This is a genomic window from Kitasatospora acidiphila, from assembly GCF_006636205.1.
Lineage (GTDB): Bacteria > Actinomycetota > Actinomycetes > Streptomycetales > Streptomycetaceae > Kitasatospora > Kitasatospora acidiphila.
Map to the genome: position 1 here is coordinate 3800228 of NZ_VIGB01000003.1, position 15370 is coordinate 3815597.

Here is a 15370-nt window from a genome sequence, read left to right on the forward strand (position 1 = left end):
TCCACGTGCGTCAGGTGATCGCCGGGGGGTGTGGTCACGTCAGTTCTCCAGCAGGACGGGGCGAATTCCGGGCGCTACCGTATCGCTCCCCGCCCACCGCGCCGCGCTCGGCGCCACCCGATGGGCTGAGGCGCCGTCAGCCGCGGCGGGCGCCGCCGGTCGCTCGGGGCGCCGCCGGTCGCTGGGGGCGCCGTCAGTCGCGCAGCAGCACCACGTCGACCACCGTGCCGGCCGCCACCGCCTCGGTCCGCTCCGGCACCACGATCAGGCAGTCGGCCCGGGCCAGCGCCCCGACCAGGTGCGAGGAGGCACCGCCGACCGGCTCCACCGCGCCCTGGTCGGCCAGGTAGCGGCCGCGCAGGAACTGCCGCCGCCCGGCCGGGGAGCGCAGCGCGGCCGTACAGACCGCCAGCACCCGGGGCCGGTGCACGTCCGCGGCGCCAAGCATGGTGCGGATCACCGGCCGGACGAACAGCTCGAACGAGATGTAGGCGCTCACCGGGTTGCCGGGCAGGGCCAGCAGCGGCACGCCGTCCGGGCCGCCGAGCCGGCCGAAGCCCTGCGGCTTGCCGGGCTGCATCCGCAGGGTGCGGAAGTCCATCCCGGCGTAGTCCTCGAAGACGTCCTTGACCACGTCGTAGGCGCCGACGCTGACCCCGCCCGAGGTGACGATCAGATCGGCCCGGCCCAGTTGGTCGTCCAGCACCGCGCGCAGCCGCTCGGCGTCGTCCGGCACCCCGCCGACCCGGTAGGCGATCGCGCCGGCCTGCTGGGCGGCGGCGGTCAGGGTGAAGCTGTTGGAGTCCCAGATCTGCCCGGGGCCGACCGGCTCGCCGGGCGGCACCAGCTCGCTGCCGGTGGAGAGCACCACCACCCGGGGTCGCGGCCGCACCGTCACGCTGGCGCGGCCGATCGCCGCCAGCAGGCCCAGCTGGGTGGGGCCGAGCAGGGTGTCGGCCAGGAGCACCGTGCTGCCGGCGGCGATGTCGCTGCCCCGGCGGCGGATGTGCGCGCCCTCGCGGGCCTCCTGGCGCACCCGGACCTCCTCGCCGGGCCGGGCCGGGGCCATGGCCCGGGCGGCCTCGCCGGTGCCGGCGCCGCCGTCGGTCCACTCCACCGGGACCACTGCCTCGGCGCCGGGCGGCACCGGGGCGCCGGTCATGATCCGCACGGCCTGGCCGGGGCCGACCGCGGGCAGCACGCCGGCGCCGGCGGCCACCTCGCCGACCACGGCCAGCACCGAGGGGTACCGCTCGGTGGCGTTGACGGTGTCGGCGGTGCGCACCGCGTAGCCGTCCATCGAGCTGTTGTCGAACGGCGGCAGGTCGCTGCCGGCCGGCACGTCCTCGGCCAGCCGGCAGCCCTGGGCGTCCAGCAGCTGCAGCTCGATCGGGGGCAGCGGGGTGACGGCGGCCAGCACGTCCGCCAGGTGCTCGTCGACCGTCCAGTACCGCCGGCCAGGGGCCTCGGTGGCGCAGGCGTCCGCCTGGTGGTCGTGGTGGTGGCCGTGCCGATCGGTCGTCATCCCGCTACCGCCTTCCGGCGGGCGCTCAGGCCCGCACGTTGCTGGAGGCAGGCGCTCAGGCCTGCATCTCGCTCCCCACGAACTGCTTCAACCAGCCGCGGAACTCCGGCCCGAGGTCCTCGCGCTCGCAGGCCAGCCGGACGATCGCGCGCAGGTAGTCGGCCCGGTCACCGGTGTCGTAGCGGCGGCCGGAGAAGAGCACGCCGTGCACCTGGCCGCCCTCCTCGGCGCTCAGCGTAGCCAGCGTGCGCAGCGCGTCGGTGAGCTGGATCTCGCCGCCGCGGCCCGGCTCGGTCTTCTTCAGCACCTCGAAGACGGCGGGGTCGAGCACGTAGCGGCCGATCACGGCGTAGTTCGACGGTGCGTCGGCCGGCTCCGGCTTCTCGATCAGGTCGGTGACGTGGAAGACGTCGTCGCCGAGGCCGTTGGTCTCGACCGCCGCGCAGCCGTAGAGGTGGATCTGCTTCGGGTCGACCTCCATCAGCGCCACCACCGAGCCGCCCAGCTGCTGCTGGACCTCGATCATGCGGGCGAGCAGCGGGTCGCGCGGGTCGATCAGGTCGTCACCGAGCAGCACCGCGAACGGCTGGCCGGCCACGTGCTGCTCGGCCACCAGCACCGCGTGGCCCAGGCCCTTGGGGTCGCCCTGCCGGACGTAGTGCATGTTGGCCAGCGAGACCGACTCCTGGACCCGGCGCAGCTTGTCCTCGTCGCCCTTGCGGGCGAGCAGCTCCTCCAGCTCGTAGGCCCGGTCGAAGTGGTCCTCCAGGGCGCGCTTGTTGCGGCCGGTGACCATGAGTATGTCCGAGAGGCCGGCCGCGGCGGCCTCCTCGACCACGTACTGGATCGCGGGCTTGTCGACGACCGGCAGCATCTCCTTCGGCGTGGCCTTGGTCGCCGGCAGGAACCGGGTTCCGAGGCCGGCTGCGGGCACAACCGCCTTGGTGACGGGCATACGGGAGTTCGTCGTCATGCGTTGACCTTACTGAGGCGGAGGACCGTACTGACCGCCGGCGAGATCGGTCCGCTACGAACGACGAACCTCGCCGGGGACGACCACGGCCGCGACACTGCGGGCAGGGCCGGACTGGGCGCTGGGGCCCGGAGCGGCACAGGGCGACACACTACCGTGCCGTCCTGAACCCGTTCCGCGCCTCTGCACGGCCCCTGCTGCTTGGCCGCCGCCAGCGCCCGGTCGGCGGCTCGCAGCAGCGGCACCGGATGGCCGCCGTCGTCCGGCAGCACCGCGATGCCGGCCGTGGCCAGCAGCCCGTTGGCGGTGGGCCGGGGCCGCTCCTGGGGATCCACCGGGTCGACCGCGAAGTCCAGCAGCCGGTGCCGGCGCACCGCCCAGCAGAGCCGCTCGGCCACCTTGGCCGCCCCCGCCGCACCGGTGTCCGGCAGCACCACCAGGAACTCGGTGCCGCCGACCAGCCCGAGCACATCGGTGCGCCGCACCTCGACGGTGAGCCGCTGGGCCAGGTCGCGCAGCACCGCCCGGGCCCGGTCCCGGCCGTGCTCGGCGGTGACCGCCTCGAACCCGTCGACCTCCAGCAGCACCACGGCCAGCTCCGGCCCCCGCTCCCCCGGCTTCTGGCGGCGGGCCCGGCGCTCCACCTCGCGCTCCAGGGTCTGCTGCAGATGGCGGTGGTTCCACACCCCGGTGACCGGGTCGCGGGCCGCCAGCCGGGCCAGCTCGTCGCACCGCTCCTGGAGTTCGGCCAACCGCCGGCGCAGCCCCGAGGCCTCGCCCGCGGCGGCCTGCCGCAGCCGCCGCAGCCGGGCCCACAGCACCCCGCCGATCCCGGCGGACACCACGCTGAGCAGGACGAGCGCAGGCATCAGGAGGGACATGGGGGACATGGGACTCCATGGGGGCGGGCTGGGGGAGGATCGGAGCCGTGTCCGACGATCTCTTGTACAACGAGAAGGCCGCGCTGCGGTCACGGCTGCTCGCCGCCCGGCGCGCGCTGTCCCCCGAACGGCGGTCGACGGCGGCCGCGGCACTCGCCGAGCGGGCGCTGACCCTGCTGCCGGCGGGCGCCGTGGTGGCGGCCTACGTCTCGGTGGGCGCGGAGCCCGGCACCCGCCCGCTGCTCGACCTGCTGCACGAGCACGGCACCCGGGTGCTGCTGCCGGTGCTGCTGCCGGACAACGACCTGGACTGGGCCGCCTACCAGGGCCCGGACCGGCTCGCCCCGGCGGCGCGCGGCCTGCTGGAGCCGACCGGCGAGCGGCTGGGCCCGGACGCGGTCACCGGGGCCGGCGTGGTGCTGCTGCCCGGCCTGGCGGTGGACCGGCGCGGGCTGCGACTGGGCCGTGGCGGCGGCTCCTACGACCGGGTGCTGGCCCGGCTGGCCGCCGCCGGCGCCACCCCGCTGCTGGCCACCCTGCTCTATCCGGACGAGCTGCTGGACCGGGTGCCCGCCGAGCCGCACGACCGGCCGGTGCACGCCGTGGTGACCCCGGAGGGCGTGCACCGGTTCTGAAAGCGAGGGCACCAAAGCCGAAGGGCCCGCCCTGACGGTGCGTCAGGGCGGGCCCGGGGTCCGGCGGTCAGGGTTGCAGGGTCAGGGTGTTCTTGGTCGCCTGGTCCACCGCTTGGCCGGAGTACGCCCAGGTCAGCATCTTGCCCTGGGCCCACAGGCCGGTCTGGTCGTCGTAGTTGTCGTTGAAGGCGTGCCCCGACTCGCCGCCCACGTTGATCCAGCGGGAGGCGTTGAAGTCGTTCAGGTCGACCACCATCCGCATCGACGGGATCCAGTCCACGTCGTAGCCGGCCGCGGCGGTCCAGCCGGTGGCGTCGACCGCCGCCGAGCCGCCGGACATCTGGTACGGCCCGCGGTTGAGCAGCCGGTGCACCAGCCCCGAGGCGATCGAGGAGTTGTCGGTGCCCAGGGTCTGCTCGTTGAGGGTCAGCTGGTGCAGCCGGCCCCAGCTCCAGGTGGAGATGTCCTTGCCGAGGTGGGCGGTGAGGTCCTGGCGGGCGTCCTTCATCGCCTCCTTCAGCAGGTTGTCCAGGCCGTGCTGCTGCACGTGGTTGGAGTCGACGTAGTCCCACCACGGGCTGTTCGGGTTGGCCAGCTGCTGCCGGACGACCTCCATCCAGCGGTCGCCGCCGTCGGGCTGGGCCTGGCTGGGCTTGCGGGTGCCGCACTGGGTGACGATCTTCGTCTCACCGCCGAGCGAGCCGGCCGGCTGGTTGGCGTCCACCTTCTGTGCGACCAGCAGGCAGTCACCCTGGGCGCGCACCGAGGCCGGGAACTTCTGCCCGAACGACAGGGTGAGCAGCTGGCGCCAGACGCCGTTGTAGTAGGCGGCGGCGGCCGAGTCGGCGTCCTGGTTGTAGTTCCAGTCCTTCAGCAGGTCCTGGGCCTGGCGCACGTACGGGTCGGTGATCTGCTCCTTGAGCAGCATCGGGACCAGGGTCTTGGCCATCACGCTGGCGTTGTCCAGCTGCATCGACTGCATGTCGTCCGGCGAGATCTTGCCGCCGTTGGCCAGCCGGGCCTGGATCTGGTCGGTGATCTCCTTGGCCCGGGTGCCGTACTCCCAGTCGTTGGTGATCAGCGGCTTGTAGCTCTGGTCGGCCACCGGCTGGTTGGCGGTGACGATGTAGCCGGACGGCGGGTCCTCCACCCAGGGCAGGCTCTTGAAGTCCAGGTAGGCCTTCCAGTCGTAGCTGGAGTCCCAGCCCGGGGCCGGGTAGCGGCCGTCGCCCTTGCCGCGGACCGGGATCACGCCCGGCGCCTGGTAGCCGATGTGGTTCTGGGTGTCGGCGTAGATCAGGTTCTGCGCGGGGACGGCGAAGTCCTTGGCCGCGGCGCGGAACGAGGTGAAGTCGGTGGCCTTGTCGAACTCGAAGACCGCGTCCATGGTCTTGCCCGGCGTCAGCGCCGTCCAGCACAGCGACACGCCGTAGCCCGTGGTGCCGCGGTCCGGCGCCGAGTTGCCGACCGGCGCGTAGGTGCCGACGTTCTGCTCCTCCGTGCTCTGGTCGGAGATCAGCGGGCACTGGCCGAGTCCGTTGCTGGTGGAGCGCACGGTGATGGTGCGGTCCGCCCCGCCGGCGACCTTGATGGTCTCCTGGCGGGTGGCGAACTTCTGGTCCTGGTTGTCCTTCAGGTAGGTGTCGGGACCGGTGATCTTCTCCAGGTAGAGGTCGGCCACATCGGCGCCCATGTTGGTGAAGCCCCAGCTGATCGACTGGTTGTGTCCGATGATCACGCCCGGCATGCCGGCGAAGGTGAAGCCCGTCGTGTCGTACTGGCAGCTCGGGCTGACGGTCCGGCAGTGCAGGCCCATCTGGTACCAGACGTTCGGCAGGCCGGGGCCCAGGTGCGGGTCGTTGGCCAGCAGCGGCTTGCCGCTGACGGTGTGGCTGCCGGAGACCACCCAGGAGTTGGAGCCGATGCCCTGCCCCTGCGGGCCGAGCAGCTGCGGCAGCTTGCCCATCTTGCCGGAGACGTCCTGCAGGCCCTTGGTGACCGCCGAGCTCTGCTGGACCGCGCCGGTGGTGCCGGCGGCCGTCGCCGGCTTGTAGGTGCCGTCCGCGCTGACCGTGCCGCCCTGCGTGATGGTGGGGTTCCGGTCGTACGGGTAGTCCGGGTAGAGCTGGTTGATCTGGTCCGGGGTGAAGGTCTGGCTCAGCAGCGAGCGGTCGATCTCGTCCTGCACGTTGCCCGAGAGGTTCCAGGCCATCGCCTTCAGCCAGGAGACCGAGTCCACCGGGGTCCACTGCTCCGGCTTGTAGCCGCTGTTGACGGTGCCGAGCAGCGCGTACTCCAGCGAGGCGCTGGCCCCGCCGGGGTGCTTGGACAGCCAGTCGTTCACGCCGTCCGAGTAGGCCTGCAGGTACTTCTTGGTCTCCGGGGTGAGGACGGTGTCGTACTCCTTCTGCGCCACCTCGCGCCAGCCCATGGTGCGGACGAACGCATCGGTGTCGACCTGGCTGGAGCCGAACATCTCGGAGAGCCGGCCGGCCGTGATGTGCCGGCGCACGTCCATCTCCCAGAACCGGTCCTGGGCCTGGACGTAGCCCTGGGCCTTGAACAGGTCCTCGGACGTGTCGGCGTAGATCTGCGGGATCCCCTGGGCGTCCCGCTTGACCTGGACCGAGCTGCTCAGACCGGGCACCTGGACCGTGCCGCTGACCTGCGGGAACGAGGCCCGCACGGTATCCACCGCGTACCATCCGCCGGCCGACACACCGGCCACCAGCAGCACGACGAGCAATAGCACTAGCAGTCGGGCGCGCCGAAACTTCTTGGAGCGTCGCGAGCGGGGCATCTCGGTCCTAGGTGCAGGGAGCGGGGCAACGTAACCACAGGGACCCTACCCGGCGCGGGTGAGCCGCTCCGCCCGGGCTGGCCCGTGCGCCGCCGCGCGCCGACCCCCGTCAGAGACAGTGCAAAGATCGGGTAAAATGTTAGCCAGAGTAACGATCCCACGGCTGACCGTGTGTCACCCTGCCCCTCCACAGCCCCACCGGGCTCGTTCACCCCGTCGCCCACCACAGTGACCCTCCCCGCCCCCGCCCGTCACGGCTGCCGCCCGCAGCTCCCCTGACGGACGCCCGAGACGTCGAGGTGCCCCTGCGTGACCGTTGACCATCTGAACAAGCTGCTGCTCGAAGGCTCCGCGATCCTGCTGATCGCCGTCGTCGCCGTGCGCCTGGCCAGCAGATCCGGACTACCCAGCCTGCTGCTCTACCTGGGCATCGGCATGGCGATCGGCCAGAACGGACTGGGCGTCACCTTCGACAACGCCGAACTCACCCAGGTGCTGGGCTACGCCGCCCTGGTGGTCATCCTGGCCGAAGGCGGCCTGAAGACCAGCTGGCGCGAGATCAGACCGGTACTGCCGGCGGCCACCGCACTGGCCACCGTCGGCGTCGGGATCAGCGTCTTCGTCACCGCCGCCGGCGCCCACCTGCTGGTCGGCCTCGACTGGCGGCTGTCGCTGCTGCTCGGCGCGGTGGTCTCCTCCACCGACGCCGCCGCCGTCTTCTCGGTGCTGCGCACCGTGCCGCTGCCGGCCCGGCTCAGCGGCCTGCTGGAGGCCGAGTCCGGCTTCAACGACGCCCCCGTGGTCATCCTGGTCGTCGCCTTCGCCACCACCGGCCCGCTCGACTCCTGGTACGTGCTGCTCGGCACCATCCTCATGGAGCTGGCGATCGGCGCCGTCGTCGGCCTGGCCGTCGGCAAGCTCGGCGCCCACGCGCTGCGGCAGATCGCCCTGCCCGCCTCCGGCCTCTACCCCATCGCCGTGCTCGCCCTCACCTCGCTCGCCTACGCGGCCGGCGCGCTGCTGCACGGCTCCGGCTTCCTCGCCGTCTACGTCAGCGCGGTGCTGCTCGGCAATGCCAAGCTGCCGCACGGCCCGGCGGTGCGCGGCTTCGCCGACGGCCTGGCCTGGATCGGGCAGATCGGCATGTTCGTGCTGCTCGGCCTGCTCTGCACGCCCGCCACCATGGGCTCGGCGGTGCTGCCCGCACTGGTCATCGGCGCGGTGCTGGTGCTGCTCGCCCGGCCGCTCTCGGTGCTGCTCACCCTCACCCCGTTCCGGCTGCCCTGGCGCGAGCAGGCGCTGCTCAGCTGGGCCGGGCTGCGCGGGGCGGTGCCGATCGTGCTGGCCACCATCCCGCTGGTGGGCGGGGTGCCGCACGCCCGGGAGGCCTTCAACATCGTCTTCGTCCTGGTGGTGGTCTTCACCCTGGTGCAGGGCCCCACGCTGCCCTGGCTGGCCCGCCGGCTGCGGATCTCCGCCGGCGCGCTCGGCCACGACCTGGAGATCGAGTCGGCACCGCTGGAGCGGCTGCGCGGACAGCTGCTCTCGGTCGCGCTGGCGCCGGACTCCCGAATATCCGGCGTCGAAGTCGGCGAACTGCGGCTGCCGCCAGGCGCCGCGGTCACCCTGGTGGTCCGCGACGACAAGAGCTTCGTGCCCGACCGGACCACGGTGCTGCGCTCGGGTGACGAGCTGCTGGTGGTCACCACCGACGCGGTGGGCGAGGCCACCGAGCGGCGGCTGCGGGCCGTGGACCGGGGCGGCAAGCTGGCGGGGTGGCTGTACGGGAGGTGACTGGCGGGGTGGCTGCACGGGAAGTGACTGGCGGGGTGGCTGCACGGGAAGTGAACTGTTGGATCTCCTGACGCCTGGAGTTCTTCGCGTTCCCGTACCATTGCCCAGACGTAGTACCAGATCCAACCCGCAACTTTCTGCCTGATGCAGAGTTGGCGCGACCGCTCGGCGGCCGCGGTCCGGCGGCCCCCTTTCTCAGGGGCAGCGCCCCCCTGTTGACAGGGGCGGCCACTCGGACCCGGTATCAACCCCGGTCGACGCACGAGAGGACGACTCTCGGCGCCGTCGGGGTTTTCCGTTGCCCCGGCGGTCGCTACCAGGCAGCAGGAAGGACCGACCGTGGCGGCCCGCCCAACGGTCGACAACCCCACCGAAGCCCCCACCCGCGTGGGCTACACCGCACTGCTGCGCACCCCTGGTGCCTTGACGTTCCTGCTCCCCGCGTTCGTCGCGCGGCTCCCCTACGCGATGCTCAGCCTGGGCATCGTGCTGCTGGTGCTCGACACCAACGGCTCCTACGGCATCGCCGGCGCCGTCGCGGCCACCGCCGCCACCGCGCAGGCACTGGTCGGCCCGCAGACCGGCCGGCTCGCCGACCGCCTCGGCCAGGCCGCCGTGCTGGTGCCGGTGGTGCTGGTGCACGCCGTCTCGGTCGGTGCGCTGATCGCCCTGGCGCTGGGGCACGCGCCGGTCTGGACGCTCTTCCTGGCCGCCGCGCCGGCCGGCGCCTCGGTGCCGCAGATCGGCGCGATGGTCCGGGCCCGCTGGGTGACCAAACTGGCCGACCGTCCGGCCCACCTGACCACCGCCTTCGCCTTCGAGTCGGTGACCGACGAGTTCACCTTCGTGGTCGGCCCGGTGCTGGCCGGCGCCATCGCCACCACCGTCGCCCCGGCCGCCGCGCTGGTCACGGAGGCCGCGCTGACCGTGCTCGGCGGGCTGCTGTTCGCCGGCCAGCGGGCCACCGCGCCGGCCCGGCACCTGCCCGAGCCCGGGGCGAAGCGGGCCTCCGCGCTGGCCTCGCCGGGCGTACGGCTGCTGGTCGGCGCCTTCCTGGGCGTCGGCTCGGTCTTCGGCGCGATGCAGGTCTCGGTCACCGCGTTCGCCGAGCACGCCGGGCAGGGCGACCTCAGCGGCGTCGTCTACGGCGTCTTCGCCGGCGGCTCGATGCTGGCCGGGGTGCTCTACGGCCTGATCGCCTGGCGGCGCTCCCCGCAGCAGCGGATGCTGGCCAGCTACGGCCTGCTGGTGCTGGGCTGCTCAACGCTCTGGGCGATGCCCGACCTGACCGCGCTGGCGATCGCCGGGCTGGTCTGCGGCCTGGCGATCGCGCCGACCCTGATCACCGGCTACACCCTGGTGGAGGCGCTGGTCGCCGACGGCGCCAAGACGGAGGCGTTCACCTGGCTGACCGGGGCGATCGGCCTGGGCCTGGCGGTCGGCTCCACGGTGGCCGGCCAGCTGATCGACATGAGCGGGCCGTCGCTGGGCTTCCTGGTCCCGGTGGCCGGGGCCGGCGCCGGGCTGGTGGCGCTGGTCACGTTGCGGCGACTCCTGGCGGGTCCGGGCGCGGCGAGCCGTACCGTTGCCAGGGGTGGGGACGCGGCTCCCGCGGTGGCGGAGCCGGCGGCCGGGTGACCGCGCTCGAACGCACGTGGCAGGCCGCGCCGGGCCGGCCACACTGGACTGATCCTGCGGAATGCCGCATCATGGACCGTCGTTAGCACTCATCAGGCGAGAGTGCCAGGAGGAAGACACAGTGCCCACGTACCAGTACCAGTGCACCGAGTGCGGCAACGGCCTTGAGGTGGTGCAGAAGTTCACCGACGAGGCTCTGACCGTCTGCCCGAACTGCCAGGGCCGCCTGCGCAAGGTCTTCTCGGCGGTGGGCGTGGTCTTCAAGGGCTCGGGCTTCTACCGGACGGACAGCCGGTCCTCGTCGAGCAGCTCGGTGTCGTCGGGCTCGTCCGCGAACGGCTCGTCGGCGTCGAACGGCTCCTCGGGCTCGTCGAGCTCGTCCTCGTCCGCGTCCTCGTCGAGCTCCAGCAGCTCGTCGTCGACGTCGACCTCTTCGACCTCCTCCGCCGCGAGCTGACGCCGCTGCTTCCGAAGGCCTCCCGGGACTGCCCGGGAGGCCTTCGTCATGCTCTGGGTGGGCCTGGGTTGTGCTCTGGGTGAGCCCTGGTGGTGTCGTGGTCGTCCACAGAGCCGGGGTTATCCACAGGTTTCCGGGTGGCGCTACCGGCTGACTCCGGGCACGGCGACTCTGGTCCCATGACTGGATCGACCACCCCCCGCCACCGCCGCACCCACCGGCCGCCCGCGCCCGAGCCCGCCCCGCTGCCGCCTCGCCGCCCGGTGCCCGACTTCCGCCCGATCCGCCGAGGCGGCGGCGGGCGCCACCGCCTCCGCCAGGCGGCCTGCTACCGCCCCGGCGCGATGCTCACCGGCCTGGTCGTCTGCACGACGGCCGCCCTGGCCACCGGCTCCCTGCCCCTGAGCGCGCTGGCACCCCGCCAGCTGCAGTACTTCTCGGTCCGCACCGACTGCCCCGCGCGGCCCCCGTGACCCTGCGCCGTGCGGCGCCCTCAGCCGCCGTGGTGCGGCGGGCGCTGGCTCTGGTACCAGTCCAGGCCCCGCGCGCCGGAGGACTCGCCCCAGGCCGCGTCGGTGTCATCACTGGTCTGCCGGTCGAACGGGTCCGCAAAGACGATCTTCGCCGCAGCGGGCTTGGGCTTCTCGGCCGCGGCCTGCTGGTTGTCGTCGGCCGACTGGTCGGGGCTGGTGGGCTGCTCGGTCACCCCTCCAGGGTAGGGCGGCGGCCATGATGCCCCGAACCCCAGATAGGCGCCCACCTTCGACCGATCGAATGATTTCCACACCACACGCCGTCAGCGCACCGCGCCGCAGCCCCGCCTCCGGAATCCGCGCACCTACCGTGATGCGCCGTGAGCACCCTGCCAAACAGGGCTTCCGACTCCAGAAACGGCTGGGCGAATGAGATCAAAGATCCGTGGTCGGCTTAAGGCCTGGGCCACCGTCGGCGTCACGCTCGCGGTCGTGGCCGGTACAGCTGCCGCCGCACCTGAGATGGACTCTCAGCGCGACCTCGGGCCCGACATCACGGCGATCATGAACAAGCCCGCGTACGAGCACGCGCAGTGGGGTCTGCTGGAGATCGACCCCGAGAGCGGGCGGGTCATCCACTCCAGGTACCCCGACCAGTTCTTCATGCCGGGTTCGACCATCAAGCTGATCACCATCTCCAGTGCCTGGCACGCCCTCGGCCCGGACCACCGCTTCACCACGCCGGTCAACGAGCTCGGACACCGCAATGGATCGACCCTCACCGGGAACCTGGCGCTCGTCGCCCAGGGCGACCTCACCATGGGCGGCCGGACCAAGCCGGACGGCTCCGTCGACTTCACCCCCATCGACCACACCTACGCCAACGACATCCCGGGCGCCACCCTCACGCCGGAGGACCCGCTCGCCGGCCTGGACGAGATCGCCCACCAGGTCCGCGACTCGGGCATCACCACGGTCGACGGCGATGTCGTCATCGACCCGCGGCTGTTCACGCCCCCGGCGCTCAACCCCCAGCCGACACCCCTCATCATCAACGACAACGTCATCGACCTGCTCACCACGCCGGCCTCCCCCGGGCAGCCCGCCCAGCTGAGCTGGCGCCCGCAGGTCGCGCCGTACCAGGTCACCTCCAACGTCCGGACGGTGGAGGCCGGTGGCACCACCGACATCCAGGTCACCGCGTCCCCCGACGGCACGCGGATCACGCTCTCCGGCACGATCGCCGCCGACGCCAAGCCCACCCTGAAGATCTCCCAGATCCAGGACCCCAACGCATTCGGGCGCACAGCCCTGATCGAGGCCCTGGGCCGCGCCGGCGTCACCGTCACCGCCCCGCCGACCGGGCCCAACCCGGACGGCACGCTGCCCGCCTCGTACACCGGCACTCCCCAGGCGGCCGCCTTCGTCTCGCCGCCGTACCACGAGTACGCCAAGTTGATCCTGAACGTCAGCCACAACCTCGGCGCCAACCTGGCCCTGTGCAACATGGCCGTGAGCCGCGGCAGCAAGAACTGCTTCGACGGATTCCCGGTCATCCACGACTTCCTCACCCAGACGGCAAACGTCGACCCGACCCAGTTCCAGATGGCGGACGGACGCGGCGATGTTCCGGTCGACCGTGTCACACCCACCGGGCTCAACCAGCTGCTCGCGTACTGGCTGCGCACTCCCGACGCGGACGCGTTCCGCACCTCACTGCCGATCCTCGGTGTGTCCGGCACGGGAGCCCTCTTCTGCACCACCAACTGCCCGGCCAAGGGCAAGGTCTTCGCCAAGCCCGGCACCATCATCGGCTTCGACCAGCTCAACCAGCAGTTCGCCATCAACGCGCAGACGTACGCGGGCTACCTCGAGGCGGACGACGGCCACCTCTACACCTTCTTCGTCGGCGTCAACGGCGCGGCGGCACCGAACATCCAGGGGTTCTTCGACGTCAACGACGACGTTGACGAGATCGCCGTCATCCTCCAGCAGGAGGCATGCGCAGAACGCGGCGCCGGCCGCCCGCGCCACAAGGCCATCACGTCCGCCCGAAGATCCCTCCCCCGGATCGTTCGTCCCTAGCGCGATCACTACGTGCGAGGCTCCCGGGCGGTCGAACGAGATGTCTCATGTCTCAACCAACCAGCCCGGGAGCCTCGTTGGTCCCTCTCCTACCGCGCTGGAGCTGCCGAACGCGCTCGTGGAGCAGGTCACCTTCGAGTAGCTTCTTGACCCTCACACTGTGTCAGGCGCTGAACTCGGAGCCACCATGTTCACCATCGGAGACTTCGCCCGGCACGGCCGCGTCTCGGTCCGGATGCTGCGTCACTATGACGCGATCGGCCTGCTGCGCCCTGCCCATGTCGACCCTGCCACCGGCTATCGCCACTACACCGCCGCCCAACTCGCCCGGCTCAACCGCGTCATCGCGCTCAAGGACCTCGGCTTCACGCTCCAGCAGGTGCAGGACATCGTCGAGGACAAGGTCGCCACGGACGAGATGCGTGGCATGCTGCGGCTGCGGCGGGCCGAGTTGGAGACCGCCATGGCCGCGGCGGCCATGCGGCTGGTGCAGGTCGAGGCGAGGCTCCGAGCGATCGAGAGCGAGGGGCGCATGCCCACGAATGACGTCATCATCAAGAGCCTCCCGGCCGTGCGGCTGGCGGAGCTCACCGCGACGGCCGCGAGCTTCGAGCCCGGCGACATCAGCCCCGTCATCGGGCCTCTCTACGAGGAGCTGTTCCAGCTACTGGCGGCAGCCGGGATCACTCCCACGGGCCCCGGCATCGCCTACTACGAGGACGCCCCGGAGGGTGACGGGCGGATCAGCGTCCACGCCGCCGTCCAGGTCTCCGCCGCCCTCCAGGACGGCGCCTTCCAGGTGCTCGACCTGCCGTCCGTCGACCAAGCGGCGACCATCGTGCATCGCGGCCCGATGGACACCGTGCTGCCCACGGCCCAGACCCTGGCCCACTGGATCGACGGCAACGGCTACCAGTCGGCCGGATACCCCCGGGAGATCTACCTGGAGTGCCCGGAGAACCGCGACGACTGGGTGACGGAACTCCAGGCACCGGTGGCCCGGGCCTGACCGTGATCGCGGCCGGGTGGCCGGGGACCGCTGAGGCCCCGGCCATCCGGCGGTGCGCTGTTCAAGGTGGCTCAGGTAGCGGTGCCCGACGCCCGCGTAGGCGACCAACTCGTGTGGCACGCCCGCCTCGTGCAGGGCGTCGCGGATCTCCTGTCGCACCTCCGGCGGGATGAGGTGGTCGTCCTCGCCGACCAGGAACAGCACTCGTGCGGTGATGCCGGAGGTGCGGGACAGGGTGGGTTCCGGCCTGCTGAGCGGGACTTCGGTCGTCGTCAGCCAGCCTCCGTAGAACACCACGACGGCGTCGAGGAATACCGGAAGGACCATGACCCCGCTCGAACAACTCATCGCCCGGTGCCCGCCTCCGCCTGCCGGGGTGCCTGCCACCGGGCGCCCCGCGCACCCCGCGCGAGCGATGCCGCCCAACCACCAGGCGCTGACCGCCCGTTACGGCGCCGGCGTCTTCGACGAGTTCATCGTCCTCTACGCCCCGAACTGGTCCCCCGAGTACCTGGACCTCGGCCACCGCGCCGCAGAGTCGGCGGCTGGCCTGGCCGGTAGCGAACTCCCCGGGCTGCGAGAACTGTTGACCGCCTACGGCAGCCGACCCGAGGAGCTGATCCACTGGGCGCACACCCACAACGCGGACCGCTTCTTCTGGATCCCCACGGGCACCCCGGACCAGTGGCCGACCGTGCTGGTCGCGGCCGGCCAGCTCGACCAGGAGCTGCTGCCGGGCGACTCGACCAGCATCCTGCTCGGCCTGCTCACCGGCTCGATCCGCTCCCGCATCCTGCCCGACGACCTTCCCAGCGACGAGCCGCAGTTCGAGCCGCTGCCCTGACACCATTCAAGCGATACCGGAAGCGTGCGAGGCCAAAACGCGAAGAAGCCCCCACCGGTCACCCGGTGGGGGCTTCTTCTGAAGAATTGTTCGGCGGCGTCCTACTCTCCCACAGGGTCCCCCTGCAGTACCATCGGCGCTGTAAGGCTTAGCTTCCGGGTTCGGAATGTAACCGGGCGTTTCCCTCACGCTATGACCACCGAAACACTATGAAACTATCGGCCGCACCACCGCCTCAAATGCGGTGGGGTCGTTG

General features: G+C 71.8%; 13 protein-coding genes, 1 rRNA gene and 1 pseudogene. 8 read left to right on the forward strand and 7 right to left on the reverse strand.

Going from position 1 to position 15370, the window contains the following annotated elements; translation table 11 throughout:
• Positions 1 to 193: 193 nt before the first annotated feature.
• Genes glp through E6W39_RS17730 form a run of 3 tightly spaced genes read right to left on the reverse strand, consistent with a single transcriptional unit; the run spans position 194 to position 3379 of the window.
• On the reverse strand, positions 194 to 1525 hold the full coding sequence (gene glp / locus E6W39_RS17720; RefSeq protein ID WP_141634346.1) for a molybdotransferase-like divisome protein Glp: 1332 nt from the start codon (positions 1523 to 1525) through the stop codon (positions 194 to 196).
• 55 nt (positions 1526 to 1580) lie between these two features.
• The gene (galU, locus tag E6W39_RS17725) at positions 1581 to 2498 is read right to left on the reverse strand and encodes a UTP--glucose-1-phosphate uridylyltransferase GalU (protein WP_101381897.1); all 918 of its coding nucleotides are present in this window, start codon (positions 2496 to 2498) and stop codon (positions 1581 to 1583) included.
• A complete protein-coding gene (locus E6W39_RS17730; RefSeq protein ID WP_181799308.1) occupies positions 2495 to 3379 on the reverse strand; it encodes a GGDEF domain-containing protein in 885 nt (294 codons plus the stop codon). The genes galU and E6W39_RS17730 overlap by 4 nt, the downstream gene beginning before the upstream one ends.
• Before the next feature lie 47 nt (positions 3380 to 3426).
• Between E6W39_RS17730 and E6W39_RS17735 the strand changes: the two genes are divergently transcribed.
• Positions 3427 to 4014: a 5-formyltetrahydrofolate cyclo-ligase gene (locus tag E6W39_RS17735; RefSeq protein ID WP_141634348.1), complete on the forward strand. Its 588-nt coding sequence runs from the start codon at positions 3427 to 3429 to the stop codon at positions 4012 to 4014.
• A 67-nt stretch (positions 4015 to 4081) separates the two neighbouring features.
• Here the strand turns inward: E6W39_RS17735 and E6W39_RS17740 are convergent, their stop codons facing one another.
• Positions 4082 to 6814 carry a penicillin acylase family protein gene (locus E6W39_RS17740; protein WP_141634349.1) on the reverse strand — a complete coding sequence of 911 codons (2733 nt, stop codon included), beginning with the start codon at positions 6812 to 6814 and terminating at the stop codon, positions 4082 to 4084.
• 309 nt (positions 6815 to 7123) lie between these two features.
• Here E6W39_RS17740 and E6W39_RS17745 point away from each other — a divergent pair, with 309 nt between their 5' ends.
• From E6W39_RS17745 to E6W39_RS17760, 4 genes are all read left to right on the forward strand, one after another.
• Positions 7124 to 8608 (forward strand): potassium/proton antiporter, encoded by a 1485-nt coding sequence (locus E6W39_RS17745; RefSeq protein WP_141634350.1) that lies wholly within the window; start codon positions 7124 to 7126, stop codon positions 8606 to 8608.
• A 339-nt stretch (positions 8609 to 8947) separates the two neighbouring features.
• A complete protein-coding gene (locus tag E6W39_RS17750; RefSeq protein ID WP_141634351.1) occupies positions 8948 to 10246 on the forward strand; it encodes an MFS transporter in 1299 nt (432 codons plus the stop codon).
• A 121-nt stretch (positions 10247 to 10367) separates the two neighbouring features.
• The gene (locus E6W39_RS17755) at positions 10368 to 10703 is read left to right on the forward strand and encodes an FmdB family zinc ribbon protein (protein ID WP_141634352.1); all 336 of its coding nucleotides are present in this window, start codon (positions 10368 to 10370) and stop codon (positions 10701 to 10703) included.
• A 179-nt stretch (positions 10704 to 10882) separates the two neighbouring features.
• Positions 10883 to 11176 (forward strand): hypothetical protein, encoded by a 294-nt coding sequence (locus tag E6W39_RS17760; RefSeq protein WP_141634353.1) that lies wholly within the window; start codon positions 10883 to 10885, stop codon positions 11174 to 11176.
• A gap of 20 nt (positions 11177 to 11196) precedes the next feature.
• On the opposite strand, the gene E6W39_RS17765 is transcribed toward E6W39_RS17760, so the two are convergent.
• A complete protein-coding gene (locus E6W39_RS17765; RefSeq protein WP_141634354.1) occupies positions 11197 to 11409 on the reverse strand; it encodes a hypothetical protein in 213 nt (70 codons plus the stop codon).
• Between the two features lie 289 nt (positions 11410 to 11698).
• Between E6W39_RS17765 and dacB the strand changes: the two genes are divergently transcribed.
• Together dacB and E6W39_RS17775 are read left to right on the forward strand one after the other, a co-directional pair.
• Positions 11699 to 13261, forward strand: a complete 1563-nt coding sequence (gene dacB, locus E6W39_RS17770) for a D-alanyl-D-alanine carboxypeptidase/D-alanyl-D-alanine endopeptidase (protein ID WP_267286759.1) — start codon at positions 11699 to 11701, stop codon at positions 13259 to 13261.
• A 187-nt stretch (positions 13262 to 13448) separates the two neighbouring features.
• The gene (locus E6W39_RS17775; RefSeq protein ID WP_141634356.1) at positions 13449 to 14270 is read left to right on the forward strand and encodes a MerR family transcriptional regulator; all 822 of its coding nucleotides are present in this window, start codon (positions 13449 to 13451) and stop codon (positions 14268 to 14270) included.
• A gap of 78 nt (positions 14271 to 14348) precedes the next feature.
• On the opposite strand, the pseudogene E6W39_RS17780 reads toward E6W39_RS17775, so the two are convergent.
• Positions 14349 to 14618: pseudogene (locus E6W39_RS17780) on the reverse strand (dienelactone hydrolase family protein); the annotation flags it as partial.
• Positions 14619 to 14646: 28 nt separating this feature from the next.
• On the opposite strand from E6W39_RS17780, the gene E6W39_RS17785 reads away from it, so the two are divergent.
• Entirely contained in the window at positions 14647 to 15114 is a 468-nt protein-coding gene (locus tag E6W39_RS17785; protein ID WP_141634357.1) for a hypothetical protein, read from the forward strand.
• A gap of 88 nt (positions 15115 to 15202) precedes the next feature.
• Here E6W39_RS17785 and rrf read toward each other — a convergent pair.
• A 5S ribosomal RNA gene (gene rrf / locus E6W39_RS17790) occupies positions 15203 to 15318 on the reverse strand.
• Positions 15319 to 15370 lie beyond the last annotated feature (52 nt).

What these genes read in the sequence shown, in the direction of transcription:
- glp (WP_141634346.1), bottom strand. Translation starts at nt 1,525, where the DNA reads ATGACGACCGATCGGCACGGCCACCACCACGACCACCAGGCGGACGCC.
- galU (WP_101381897.1), bottom strand. Translation starts at nt 2,498, where the DNA reads ATGACGACGAACTCCCGTATGCCCGTCACCAAGGCGGTTGTGCCCGCA.
- E6W39_RS17730 (WP_181799308.1), bottom strand. Translation starts at nt 3,379, where the DNA reads ATGTCCCTCCTGATGCCTGCGCTCGTCCTGCTCAGCGTGGTGTCCGCC.
- E6W39_RS17740 (WP_141634349.1), bottom strand. Translation starts at nt 6,814, where the DNA reads ATGCCCCGCTCGCGACGCTCCAAGAAGTTTCGGCGCGCCCGACTGCTA.
- E6W39_RS17760 (WP_141634353.1), top strand. Translation starts at nt 10,883, where the DNA reads ATGACTGGATCGACCACCCCCCGCCACCGCCGCACCCACCGGCCGCCC.
- dacB (WP_267286759.1), top strand. Translation starts at nt 11,699, where the DNA reads ATGGACTCTCAGCGCGACCTCGGGCCCGACATCACGGCGATCATGAAC.
- E6W39_RS17775 (WP_141634356.1), top strand. Translation starts at nt 13,449, where the DNA reads ATGTTCACCATCGGAGACTTCGCCCGGCACGGCCGCGTCTCGGTCCGG.